The sequence below is a fragment of the Lysinibacillus sp. GW247-5R2A genome (assembly GCF_059424475.1).
Genome location: NZ_JBWKZL010000001.1, coordinates 606,076 through 619,453 on the forward strand (window position 1 = coordinate 606,076; position 13,378 = coordinate 619,453).

Below are 13,378 nucleotides of genomic sequence, written 5' to 3' on the forward strand. Positions count from 1 at the left end.
TCTCCCCCTTACGCTAATCTATGCTTCTTATCATTAAACATATGCCTCTTGAGAAAGATATAGACCCTGAAGTTCCTATTATTTCATTACTTGTAAATCGGGATGTGCCTAAAGAAATTTCTTCTTTCGTCGTTTCATATTTCACTTGCCTTAATGTCACATCTTTTATCGGCTCTTCATGAGCAAAGAAGGATAAGTACCGGTATCGTTTATCTGCATAAATAGCATGTGTCCCCGGCAATAAAAATTGTAACATATTTGTATGATTAATAATCTTCAATACAATATGTGGATACTCTTTTTGTAAACGATATATAGAACGAACAGCTGCCTCATAATGATCTAGACGCCCTCCCGTAACACCTGTCAAAATAATTTCTTCTGGTGCAAACGTAAATGCTTTAAGCAAGGCTAAATCCGTATCTGTTTCATTTTTCTCTTCTTGAAAACGTTGTTGATCATTTGTCCGTGCCAACACCCGCTGATATTCTTCTTCTGACAAAGAATCAAAATCTCCAACAATTGCATGTGGCGTAATCCCCTGCTCTATTAAATATAAAGCACCACGATCTGCGCCAATAAACACTACATCCTGTTGTTGTTGAAACGATGTGAACGAACACAGCTCTTGTTTTGGACCACCTGCACAAACAACGACTGTCGTCATCCGTTAATCGCTGCCTCACCAGCCGCTAAAATTTCTTGAAGCGCAGCTGTTCGATCCTCTTTACTATAGATGGCTGATCCTGCTACAAAAATCGTCGCCCCTGCCTGTGCACATGGAACAATCGTTTCAGCTGTAATGCCACCGTCAATTTCAATGGCGATGTCCAACCCACGCTCTTTAATCAATGTAGATAAAGTCTCGATTTTAGGCACAACCGAATGAATGAATTTTTGTCCGCCGAACCCTGGATTGACAGTCATTAATAATACCATATCGATATCTTCAAGAACATGCTGGATAGAATCTATCGGTGTATGTGGATTTAATACGACACCCGCCTTTATACCATATGAGCGGATTAATTGAATTGTACGATGTAGGTGACGACAAGCTTCAACATGTACGGTAATATAGTCTGCTCCAGCTTGAGCAAACTGTTCAATATACTGATCTGGGTTTTCAATCATTAAATGCACATCTAATGGTAAATCCGTTAATGGACGGATAGCATCCAATACGATTGAGCCAAATGAAATATTCGGCACAAAATGACCATCCATCACATCTATATGAATTAGTTTTGCACCGGCTTGCTCTACTTCTCTTACTTCTTCTCCTAATTTTGCAAAATTTGCTGCTAAAATTGATGGTGCTATTTGTATCATCATTAATACCTCGGCTTTCGATCCATAATTTCTTGCATAAATTGTTCATAATGCTTGTAGCGGTAGTCACGAATTTCCCCTGTCTCTACGGACGCCTTGACTGCACATTTGGGCTCTTTCATATGTAAACAGCCTCTGAACTTACAATGATCGGCCACTCTAACCATTTCAGGAAAACATGCGCCTAATTCTTCTTTCTCAATTTCATCAAAATCAAACGAACTGAATCCAGGCGTATCTGCCAATAAACCATCACAGACCTCTATTAGCTCAACGTGACGCGTCGTATGTTTTCCACGCCCTAGGCTCTGTGAGATAATACCTGTTTTTAAATTTAATTCAGGAATTAATGTATTGAGTAATGTCGATTTTCCAACACCAGATTGGCCTGCTAGGACAGTTGTTTTCCCCTTTAAAATAGGCTGTAATCTTTCCACCAATTCTTCTTCATCTTTATAAGTTTGAAGAACCGTATAGCCCATATTTTCGTAATCCGCTATATAACGCTGTAATTCCTTATGTTCGTCATTTTCTAGTAAATCCATTTTTGTTAAACAAATAATAGGGTGTACATGGAATGATTCTAAAACAACTAAAAAGCGATCGAGTAATATCGTATTAAAATTAGGCTCTTTTACAGAAAAAACCAAGATACCCTGATCAATATTGGCAATTGGCGGTCGAACTAATTCATTTTGACGTTCTAAAATCTTTTGAATAGTGCCATCCGATCCTTCTGTTTCCAATGAATATTCTACCATATCACCGACAAGCGGGGATTCTCCGCGATTACGAAAGACCCCACGTCCTCGGCATTGAATAAGCTGATGACCATCGTACACATAATAATAACCGCTTAACGCTTTTCTTATTTGGCCTTGCGCCATCCAATTCCTCCTTAATTGACATCGTTATAATGAACTTTTTCTTCTAAGATGATTTCTGAGTCACGGATAATTCTATAACTCGCATCTTTACCTTCTTCAATAACAAGCTGTATATTGTAAGGTGTATCATTTAAAATTTCCAGCTCCGTAACTGGTTCTGAAAATGTATGATTTTTATCTTGAATTTCAATGCGAACTTTTTGAGGTATACCCTCTTCTTTAGGTTTATACTCAATGACTATGGGCTTAAGCAGGAATTTCTCAGGCTTTTTAGCTGGTCCCTTACTAATTATAACCGATATAGCAGAACCTTCCTCCACCATAGTACCTGCTTTTGTCAATTGCGAAATTACACTACCAGCAGGGATCGATTCATGATAGTCTTCACGAGATACTCGCCAGCTGAGACCTACTCTGTTCACATAGTTATCCATATCTGCTTTCGAATAGTTCACAACATTTTCTACTCTGACCATACGAACACCTTGACTTACTTTAAAGGTAATCGTTTCCTCTTTTGCTACCACTTCCGTATCTGCCGGAATACTTTGCTCAATAATTCTACCTTCAGGTTCACGAGAAGGTACTTCCTCTTTCCTTACTTCTTTATACTTTCCTTTTATTAAAGCCTCTACTTGACTATAATTTTGTCCGACATAATTATCAACAGTCGTCGTTTCCACACCTATACTAACAATTAGGTCAATCTCTGAGCCTTTCGCGCGCATTGAATTTTTCTCTGGATCGGTTTCTATAACATGACCCTTTGCAATGTCCTCATGATTTCGCTCCTGATGCTCCTCACCAACAACAAATCCCTCGGCTTCTAATTTTTTTGTAGCTTCCTCTACAGTCAAATTTATGACATCTGGGACTGCCACTTTTTTCGGGCTAAATAAATCTGCTGCAAATATGAAGAATAAGAAGATGATAATTACTGCTATCAATAATCCCGCCACAATCTTAGGCCATTTTTTCTTCTTTGCTTTTACAGGAGTAGGTTTTTCTACAGGTTTTTTAGGTGACTGAGCAGGAGATTTATATTCCACAATGGGCTCAATAACCCTTGTTTTAGTTAAATCTTCATCTTTCTTTAGAGCTTCCTCTTTAATAATTGGAATGGCCTTTGTCGCATCATTATCCACTGGAATAACAAACTTTGGTTCATTTATTCGGGAAGATGATAAGACAGTTTCCAAATCATCATACATTTCTTCCACTGTATTATAGCGATGAGATGCATCTTTTGCTGTAGCCTTGAGCACCACATTTTCCAAGCTTTGCGGAATGGTTCCATCAAAAGCACGAACTGAAGGTGTTTCCGCTTGTAAATGCTTAAGAGCAATAGAAACAGCTGACTCCCCTGAAAAAGGTAATTCACCTGTTAATAATTCATACAATACAATACCCAGTGCATAAATGTCCGATTGACTTGTAGCCGTACCACCCCTAGCCTGCTCTGGTGATAAGTAATGCACTGTCCCTAGCACAGAATTCGTTTGAGTAAAGGATGTAGCGCTTAACGTCATGGCAATGCCAAAATCTGTTACTTTGACATTTCCCTCTGCATCCATCAAAATATTTTGTGGTTTAATATCACGGTGAATAATATGATTTTCATGGGCATTAGCAATAGCAGACGTTAATTGCTTCATAATATGCACACTTCTAGATGGAGAAATTGGTGCAAATTCTTGTATGTACTGCTTTAACGTTTTTCCTTGAACAAATTCCATCACAATATAGTGTAGATCCCCATCGTCACCTACATCATAAACACTAACAATATTAGGATGTGTAAGACTTGTGGCAGACAGTGCCTCACGTTGAAAACGTCGATGTAACTCATCCTCATTGGAAAAATCATAGCGTAATATTTTTATGGCCACATCACGATTTAATATCATATCATGAGCTAGATAAACATTGGACATACCTCCGCCACCAATGAGTTCTAAAATCTTATAACGGTCACTAATTCTTTTACCTACCAGCATTCTTACACCTCCTCATCCTTTTTAGTTAGTAGCACGAGGGAGATATTATCTTCTCCCCCGCTGGCATTTGCTAACTCTACAAGTTTACGTCCTTTTTCCAATATAGGATCCGGATACGTAATGATTGAAGCCATTTCATAGACAGTTAGTTTATTGCTTAATCCATCTGAACAAATGAGTAAATACGATTTTGATGCCAACTCTACTTCATAAAAATCTGGTTCTATTGCTTCCTCTGTACCTACAGCTTTTAAGATGAAATTTTTCTTTGGATGCGTCAATGCTTCCTCTTCGCTAATTTCTCCATTTTCAACCAGTACATTCACATAAGAATGATCTCTTGTGATTTGTTGTGCACCATCTTCAAAGAAATAATACACACGACTATCTCCAACATGTGCAATGAAACAATGATGTTCTTCTATTAACACTGCAATAAACGTCGTGCCCATTCCTTTACAGTCTTCGTGTGATAAAGAATAGTCATAAATATTTTTATTCAATTGCTTTACTGTTTGTAATAACCATTCTTTCTTTGATGTCGTTGATACAAAATGATGTGCGTCTGCCTGTAAAAAAAAGGTCTCCATCTGTTTTATTGCCATATCACTTGCCACATCTCCAGCATTATGACCACCCATGCCGTCCGCCACAAGTGCTAGTGCAAGCCCGTCAGGACGTTTAAATAATGCAGCACGGTCTTCATTAATTGATCGTTTTAAACCAATATCACTTTCGACTGTGTATTCCAACACTGGTCACCTCGTTTCTTCAGATCTCTCTTGCGCACGTAATTGACCACACGCAGCCGCAATATCTGAACCTTGCTCTCGGCGGATCGTTACGTTTATCCCATTTTTCTTTAATGTTTTTTCAAACGCAAAAATTTGGCTACGAGACGTACGAACATAATCACGTTCTGGTACGTAGTTAACAGGAATTAAGTTAACATGACATTTAATTCCTTTAATTAAAGCAGAAAGCTCTTCTGCAATTTCTACTGAATCATTTTCACCAGACATTAATCCATATTCAAAACTTACACGTCTGCCCGTCTTTTTAGTATAGTAACGAACGGCTTCCATTAACTCTTCTAATTTATAGGCACGCGCAATTGGCATCAGCTTTTGACGAGCCTCTTGATTTGGTGCATGTAAAGATACCGCAAAGTTAATTTGTAGTTGTTCATCAGCAAATTGATAAATTTTTGGAACGATACCTGATGTGGATACAGTAATGTGACGCGCTCCAATATTTAATCCTTTTTCATGATTAATCACTTTTAAGAAGTTCATCATTGCATCATAATTATCGAAAGGTTCACCAATACCCATAATAACAATATGTGATACTCGCTCACTTACTTCATCTAACGTTTGCTGTACTTTTACCACTTGCTCTACAATTTCCCCAGCTAATAAATGTCGTTTCAAGCCACCTAAAGTTGAGGCACAAAATGTACATCCAATGCGGCAGCCCACCTGTGTTGTCACACAAACAGAGTTTCCATATTCATGGCGCATTAATACCGTTTCTATAGAATAGCCATCTTGCAATTGGAATAAAAACTTAATGGTACCATCTTTAGACTCTTGCTTGATAATTGTTGACAAGGTAGATAAAGCAAAATTTGCAGTTAGCTTGTCCCGTAATCCCTTTGAAAGGTTTGACATTTCTTCAAACGTCTTCACACGTTTATTATATAACCAATCAAAAATCTGCGCTGCACGGAAAGGCTTTTCTCCGTTTTCCTTTAACCAATCTTCTAATTGATGTGGTTGGAATGAATAAATCGATTCCTTTAAATTTGGTTTTTCCTTTTTCACACGTCGAACCGGCTTTTCTTCTGCCTCTTCAACTAAATCGTTGATACGTTCATTAAATTCTTTTTGATCCAGCATTAGTTGGATTCTCCTTTTTTACGAAAGGCGGCAACGAAGAAACCGTCACTGCCAAAGTCTTGTGGAAAGACTTGAAGCATGCCATTAGCTTGCTTTTCCGCTAATTTTGTTGGTAAAGATTCTAGTTGTATCGCTTCCATTTCTGGATGCGTTGCTAAAAAGGCTTTTACTGTGCCTTCATTTTCTTGTTTATCGACTGTACAAGTACTGTACACAAGCTTACCCTCTATCTTCAATACTTTTGTCGCTGCATCTAATAATGCTAGTTGGATGGTTTGAAGATTTTCTAAATCTTCTTCTCGCTTCGTATATTTAATATCTGGCTTACGTCGCATAACGCCTAGCCCACTACATGGTGCATCCACTAAAACGGCATCATACGACGCTGCTTGTAAAAATTCAGGTGCTTTGCGACCGTCAATTGGGGCTGTTTCAATAATATCTAGCCCTAGACGTTCTGTATTATGGTCGATTAAATCTAATTTATGTGGATGAAGATCTGTTGCTAAAATAGAGCCTTCATTTTTCATGATTTCAGCTAAATGCGTTGTTTTACCACCTGGTGCTGCACACATATCCAAGACACGCATACCAGGAGATGGATGTAGAACATTGGCTGGTATCATTGAACTCTCGTCTTGAATAGTAATATGCCCCTCTTTAAATGCATGAGTGCGAGCGGGTTGACCATTTGTTAAGTGTAGACATTCTGGGATGATGTCGCTTTGCTTCGCTGTTAAACCTTCCGCTTCTAGTTCTGCTATCGCTTGCTCAACAGTTACCTTCGTTGTATTGACACGAACAGTTTGCATAGGAGGTACATTATTTTCATGTAGCATTCCAGTAGCGACTTCTAGGCCGTAATTATCAACAAAACGCTGTACTAGCCAAATCGGATGACTTGTTTCAATAGCAAGACGCTCTATTGGATTTTCGATATCAGTTATAGCTGGTACACCTTGACGTAAGACAGATCTTAAAATACCATTGACCGTCGAAGCAATACCACGATGCCCTCTGCGCTTCGCAATTTCTACTGCCTCATTAACGGCAGCATGCGCTGGGATACGCGTTAAATATTGCATTTGATACAAAGATATACGCAATAACCAACGAACCCAATGATCTATAGAACCACGGATAAAAGGCTCTAAATAATAATCAAGGGTCATTTTATATTGCAATGTACCATATGTTAATTCTGTTAATAAAGCGCGATCCTTCGCCTCTATTTTATGTCGTTTAATGGTTTCATTGAGAAGTAAATTGCTATAGGCTTGATTTTTATCAACTGCTAACAGAATAGACAATGCGGCATCTCGCACATTTCCATCCCAAATTACTACACTTTTTTTACTCATTTAAATTGGTCCCCAATCTGTAATTTAGAACCTGTACCACGTAAATATTCTTCAGCTGTCATGCGCTTTTTACCTGCAGGTTGTACATCAAATAATGCGAAGGTTGTCCCATTGCCAGCCGCTACTTCAAAATGATCTTTTGCAATCGCTACAACAGTACCGGGGATCGTATCATGCTTGCTATTGCCAATAGTTGCCCACCATACTTTAAAATTACCATCCTCAAAAGTGGTATATGCTACAGGCCACGGATGTAGTCCGCGTACTTGATTGTAAAGAGTTGTGGCATCCTTTGTCCAATCAATACGTTCCTGTTCTCTCGAAATATTGCTCGCAAAAGTAACTTGCGTTTCATCTTGCACTGTACGGCTATTTGTTCCATTAATAATAGATGGAAGTGTGTCCTTTAATAAATCACGACCAACTATACTTAGCTTATCAAAAAATCCACCTGTATGATCATCTTGTTCAATTGGAATAGCTCTTTGAGAAATAATATCACCGGCATCAAGTTTTTCTGCCATATACATAATTGTGACGCCAGTTTCCTTTTCACCATCCATAATAGCTTGGTGAATAGGGGCGCCTCCACGATATTTTGGTAACAATGAAGCATGGACATTAATACAGCCGAGTGCAGGAGCATCCAATAGTTCTTTTGGTAATATTTGTCCAAATGCAGCGGTAATAACTATATCTGGCTGTAACGCAAGAATCTGTTGTAGCTCCTCTGATCCACGTAGCTTTTCTGGTTGGATAATAGGTAATCCTAGCTCTAATGCTGCTGCCTTGACAGGTGGTGGTGTCAATACACGTTTACGTCCTACTGGTCGATCAGGTTGTGTCACTACTGCTTTAATGTCGTACCCTTCTTCATGTAGCATACGCAAAATGGGTGCAGAGAAGTCAGGTGTCCCCATAAAAATAATCGAAGTCATTTTATTCCTCCTCATCTGCATACATTTCTTCAAGTTCTTCTGCAGTTATAACACGTTTAATTTTCGAATCAAATAGCACGCCATCTAAATGATCAATTTCATGTAAAATTGCTCTAGCATCAAAGCCCCCTGCTTCTAATTCATAAACACGTCCTTCACGGTCACATGCTTCAATTTTCACATAGCTAGGGCGTTCTACCTCCCCATATAATCCTGGGAAACTCAAGCAACCTTCAATATCTATTTCCGCCCCATCGGTTTCAATAACAGTTGGATTAACCATTTCTAAAATATCGCGTTCTTCCCCTAATTCTACAATCGCTACTCGTAACCCTATATCAATTTGTGGTGCTGCAATGCCAACACCATCATATTCCACCATTGTGTCATATAAATCATCCAGTAATGTAATGAGTTCATCGTTTATTTCTGTTACTTCAGCACATGGTGTTGAAAGTACTTGTGCTGGATGTTCGATTACTTTTTTTATTGCCATTTTTATTTCCTCATTTCCTCTTTTAGCTTGAGCCATACCATTTTATTTATTTTATGGTCTTATGCTCGTAAAACTGTGTTTATCTTCTCTTATATAGTAGACGGATCTAAATCTACCGTCATTAATATTCCTTGTTTGATCCAATCTGCTCGATACATAGCGAGCAGACGCTGTAATACTGGAATAAGATTTGGTTCAATTTTATATTTTATCAAACATTGATAACGATATCTATTTTGGAGTCGAGCAATACTTGCCGTCGTTGGGCCAATAATAGCTACTTGATTCGATAAATTTCCACGAAGCCAATCCGCCATACGTCCTGCATATTCAGCAGCCATCATAACATCCTCATGAGAAATCTGAACAAGCGCCACATAGAAATATGGAGGGTAACTGGAACGACGGCGTAAAAACATCTCTCGCTCATAAAATGGCTCATAATCCTGCGTTTTAGCTAATTCAATAGCATAATGCTCAGGTGTATAGGTCTGAATAATTACCTCTCCGGGTTTATCATGTCTTCCTGCCCTCCCACTTACCTGTGTCAAAAGCTGAAATGTACGTTCTGCTGCACGATAATCTGGTAAATGTAAGGAGGTGTCGGCGCTTAGTACACCTACAAGCGTAATATTTGGAAAATCAAGCCCTTTTGCAATCATCTGCGTGCCCAATAAAATATCTGCTTGCCCTTCACCAAAAGCAGCTAATATTTCTTCATGTGCACCTTTATGCTTTGTCGTATCTACATCCATACGTAATACCCTTGCTTCTGGGAACAGCTTATATATTTCTTCCTCCACCTTTTGTGTACCAGTACCAAAATAACGAATATGATCACTTTGACATTGTGGACATATTTGAGGAACATGTTCCTCATAACCACAGTAATGACATTTCAATTTTTCGGTTGTACGATGATAGGTTAAAGAAATATCACAGTTGGGACATTGTACAACGGTCCCACAATCCCGACAGAGCACAAAAGACGAGTAGCCACGTCGATTTAAAAACAACACCATTTGCTCTTTTTTCTCTAATCTAACACGGATTGCTTCTATTAGGGATTGGGAAAACATGGATCGATTTCCTTGTCGAAGCTCCTCACGCATATCTGAAATAAAAACGGTTGGTAATGACTGATGTAAGGCTCTCAGCTTTAATGAAAGTAATGTATAAACACCTTTTTTGGCTCTTGCAAAAGATTCTAATCCTGGTGTAGCACTACCCAAAATAACAGGGCAATTATAATATTCACTACGCCAGATAGCTACATCTCTTGCATGGTAACGTGGTGAGTCTTCTTGCTTATACGTTGACTCATGCTCTTCATCCAAAATAATAAGGCCAATATTGGTAAAGGGGGCAAATATTGCTGACCGAGCACCAACGACTACTCTCACTTTTCCTTGCTGGATTTTACGCCATTCATCATACTTCTCGCCAACAGACAAGCCGCTATGCATAACTGCAACCATCTCTCCAAAACGACTACGGAATCGCTCCGTCATTTGAGGTGTTAAAGAGATTTCAGGTACAAGCATAATGGCTTCTTTGCCTTCGTTCAACACTTTTTGTATCGCCTGCAAATAGACCTCTGTCTTGCCACTCCCTGTTACACCATGCAATAAAAATGTTTGCGCTTGTTGCTCCTCCATAGCCATGGTAATGGCTTGTAAAGCAATTTGTTGCTCACCTGTTAATTGTAAGGCTTGCGTACGTGAAACTTCTTTCGTAAACGGGTCACGGTATACTTCTTCTTGAATAAATTGAGCCGCACCTTTGTCAATAACGCTCTCTAAAACTGAAGAAGAGACTCCTGCTTCCTCACAAATTTGCTGAGGTGACAAAACTTCTCCTAAATGCTGCCTCATCCATTCTAGTAATAGACGTTGCTTCACAGCTCTAGCTGATTGCTCAATCGCTTTTTCAATAATGTTTGGCTCTTCTATAATTTTTACCATTCGTATTTCTTTTACATGACCCTGTTGTTTCACAACATTATCAATAGTCACCATATTTTGTGCAACTAATTGCTTTAATAAAGGCAGTAAACCTGCACGTTCAAATTCTTTAAAATTTGCTTTTTGTCGTTTACCAAAAATCATTTGTACTTCACTCGGGATATGTTGATCTTCATGCAGCATCACAATTTTTTCATATTTCGCACGTAATGCTGAAGGTAACATTACTTGTAAAGCATCTATTTCATAGCAAATCGTTTGATTCTTCAGCCACTTTGCCATTTGTAGCATTTCATCAGTTAGTACCGGCTCCATGTCTAAAATTTGAGCAATTGATTTTAATTTATTGTGGGGCACGTCTGTTTCAGTTTTTATTCCTACGACAAAGCCTAAAACATTTCTAGGACCAAATGGTACTTTTACACGGCAGCCCTTTTCTATTACATTTACCCATTCGGGTGGTACCTGGTAATCAAAGGGACGATCCACATGATAGGTCGAGACGTCTACAATGACTTCTGCTATTAATAAGCTCATTGCTCCTCACCCATTAGAATTTGAGCCCATACTGTTCGGGCAAAGTGCTGTGGAATAGTTGTAGCTATGATCTGTCCATTTATTTGAGCTTCCTCACTGAAGTCAATCCAACGCTCCGAGTGAATATTGAGCATAGGCTCACCAAGCACCTCTTGTCCAAATGTGACAGCCTTGATACCGTCTACTGAAATAAGTGGTGTTTTCTCCATTGTCGGTACATTAGCTGCATGTATGAAGAGAACCTCTGGGTCCTGATTTTTATAGTTTTCCAGCTGTTGCATCAAATCATTCAAACTACTATCTTCTATTTGAATCACATGCGCTCCTAAGGTCCTTGCCTCATTAGCCAAAGCCTGTCCAATGACACCATTCGCTTGTGGTCTAATCATATGCTTTTCATCGAACGGTACATGCAAGGCACCAACTGTCACTACTACCGTTTTATTTGTCAGTGGTTTTGGTGTCGGCGTCGCTGAAAAAAAATCCTGTACAATAGCTGTTATTTTTTCAGGTTCCTCTAAGCGCCCCTTCCCAACATAGCCACATGCTAGAAATCCTTCTGAAGGCTCGATAAATCGGTAGCCATCTGCTGCTAACCGATCTATGTTACGCTTTACTGCTGGATGGTCATACATATGTACATTCATAGCTGGAGCTATCCACACAGGCGCAGTAGTAGCAAGTAGGGTCGTTGATACCATATCATCCGCAATCCCATTGGCCAATTTCCCAATCATATTGGCAGTTGCCGGTGCAACTAAAATCAAATCAGCCCAATCTGCTAAATCGATATGGGCAATCACATTTGAATCTTTTTCATCAAATGTGTCAAAATAAACATCATTTTTGGACATCACTTGAAAGCTTAAAGGATTCACAAACTGTCTAGCAGAGGCAGTCATTATCACTTTTACGGTCGCCCCTGCTTGTGATAGCTTGCTAACTAGAGCAACAGCTTTATATACGGCAATCCCGCCTGAAACACATAGTAAAATATTTTTATTCATGCTAGGTGTCTTCCCTTCAAATGATAAGCTCCCAAAGGAGTATTCCCTGGGAGCTCTCGGCATTCTGTATAATTAAATCAACTGCTGACTAACTTAAAGTTAGATTTCGTCTTCGTACACAGTTGACTCATCCTGTGATACTTTCGTAAGTACACCTGCCGCTACTTCTTCAAGTGCTTTTCCTACGTATTTATGAGATACGTACTTGTGTAAACGTTCTGTGTTTTGCTCTTCCTGCATTTGACGAGCACGCTTTGAAGCAAGGCTCACTAGTGAATATTTTGAATCGATTTCTTTTTTTAAAGCATCTACTGATGGATATAACATTGTTTATTCTCCTCTCAACATTGACAAATATCTTTTTTCAACACGTTCTCTACGACAATGCTCCGCTTTAATAATCGCATTAATCCGATCACAGGCATTTGTCACTTCATCATTCTCTACAACATAATCGTATAAGCTCATCATTTCAAGCTCTTCACTTGCTGTAGCAATACGTTTTGCTATGATGTCCTCTGTTTCCGTCCCACGCCCAACTAAACGATCTTTTAATTCAGTTAAACTTGGAGGGGCTAAGAAAATAAATAAGGCATCTGGTGCTTTTTTACGAATCTGCGCTGCACCCTGCACTTCGATTTCTAAAAACACATCGCGACCTGCATCCAGTGTTTCATTCACGTAGGCTAATGGTGTACCATAGTAGTTTCCTACAAATTCAGCATGCTCTAATAAGCCACCCTGTTCAATTAACGTTTCAAAGTCTTCACGTTTCTTGAAAAAATAGTCTACACCATCGATTTCACCTTCGCGAGGATTTCGTGTCGTCATCGAGATGGAATACTCATAATTCGTATTCGGCTGAGAAAATAATTCTTTTCGCACTGTCCCTTTACCTACACCAGATGGGCCAGACAGAACAATTAATAATCCACGTTCTTTTATCATTTATTCTCTA

General features: G+C 39.0%; 13 protein-coding genes. All 13 read right to left on the reverse strand.

The features are described from left to right. Positions 1 to 13 precede the first annotated feature (13 nt). Positions 14 to 667, reverse strand: a complete 654-nt coding sequence (locus tag AC07YC_RS02995; RefSeq protein ID WP_494918329.1) for a thiamine diphosphokinase — start codon at positions 665 to 667, stop codon at positions 14 to 16. Continuing rightward, positions 664 to 1,332 (reverse strand): ribulose-phosphate 3-epimerase, encoded by a 669-nt coding sequence (gene rpe / locus AC07YC_RS03000; RefSeq protein WP_336634450.1) that lies wholly within the window; start codon positions 1,330 to 1,332, stop codon positions 664 to 666. Before rpe ends, AC07YC_RS02995 begins: the two co-directional genes overlap by 4 nt. 2 nt (positions 1,333 to 1,334) lie before the next feature. After that, entirely contained in the window at positions 1,335 to 2,219 is an 885-nt protein-coding gene (rsgA, locus tag AC07YC_RS03005) for a ribosome small subunit-dependent GTPase A (RefSeq protein WP_336634377.1), read from the reverse strand. An 11-nt stretch (positions 2,220 to 2,230) separates the two neighbouring features. Then, on the reverse strand, positions 2,231 to 4,216 hold the full coding sequence (pknB, locus tag AC07YC_RS03010; protein ID WP_494918330.1) for a Stk1 family PASTA domain-containing Ser/Thr kinase: 1,986 nt from the start codon (positions 4,214 to 4,216) through the stop codon (positions 2,231 to 2,233). A gap of 2 nt (positions 4,217 to 4,218) precedes the next feature. After that, entirely contained in the window at positions 4,219 to 4,968 is a 750-nt protein-coding gene (locus AC07YC_RS03015) for a Stp1/IreP family PP2C-type Ser/Thr phosphatase (RefSeq protein ID WP_069480315.1), read from the reverse strand. 6 nt (positions 4,969 to 4,974) lie between these two features. Beyond that, positions 4,975 to 6,117 carry a dual-specificity RNA methyltransferase RlmN gene (rlmN, locus tag AC07YC_RS03020; protein WP_336634379.1) on the reverse strand — a complete coding sequence of 381 codons (1,143 nt, stop codon included), beginning with the start codon at positions 6,115 to 6,117 and terminating at the stop codon, positions 4,975 to 4,977. Further along, positions 6,117 to 7,478, reverse strand: coding sequence for a 16S rRNA (cytosine(967)-C(5))-methyltransferase RsmB (gene rsmB, locus AC07YC_RS03025; RefSeq protein ID WP_336634380.1), 1,362 nt, complete (start codon positions 7,476 to 7,478; stop codon positions 6,117 to 6,119). Before rsmB ends, rlmN begins: the two co-directional genes overlap by 1 nt. Then, on the reverse strand, positions 7,475 to 8,416 hold the full coding sequence (fmt, locus tag AC07YC_RS03030) for a methionyl-tRNA formyltransferase (RefSeq protein ID WP_336634381.1): 942 nt from the start codon (positions 8,414 to 8,416) through the stop codon (positions 7,475 to 7,477). Before fmt ends, rsmB begins: the two co-directional genes overlap by 4 nt. Position 8,417: 1 nt before the next feature. Further along, a complete protein-coding gene (gene def, locus AC07YC_RS03035) occupies positions 8,418 to 8,912 on the reverse strand; it encodes a peptide deformylase (protein ID WP_025113892.1) in 495 nt (164 codons plus the stop codon). 89 nt (positions 8,913 to 9,001) lie between these two features. After that, on the reverse strand, positions 9,002 to 11,413 hold the full coding sequence (priA, locus tag AC07YC_RS03040) for a primosomal protein N' (protein WP_336634382.1): 2,412 nt from the start codon (positions 11,411 to 11,413) through the stop codon (positions 9,002 to 9,004). After that, the gene (coaBC, locus tag AC07YC_RS03045) at positions 11,410 to 12,420 is read right to left on the reverse strand and encodes a bifunctional phosphopantothenoylcysteine decarboxylase/phosphopantothenate--cysteine ligase CoaBC (RefSeq protein WP_336634383.1); all 1,011 of its coding nucleotides are present in this window, start codon (positions 12,418 to 12,420) and stop codon (positions 11,410 to 11,412) included. Before coaBC ends, priA begins: the two co-directional genes overlap by 4 nt. Before the next feature lie 99 nt (positions 12,421 to 12,519). Then, positions 12,520 to 12,747: a DNA-directed RNA polymerase subunit omega gene (rpoZ, locus tag AC07YC_RS03050; RefSeq protein WP_008173785.1), complete on the reverse strand. Its 228-nt coding sequence runs from the start codon at positions 12,745 to 12,747 to the stop codon at positions 12,520 to 12,522. Between the two features lie 3 nt (positions 12,748 to 12,750). After that, positions 12,751 to 13,368 (reverse strand): guanylate kinase, encoded by a 618-nt coding sequence (gmk, locus tag AC07YC_RS03055; protein ID WP_008173787.1) that lies wholly within the window; start codon positions 13,366 to 13,368, stop codon positions 12,751 to 12,753. Positions 13,369 to 13,378 lie beyond the last annotated feature (10 nt).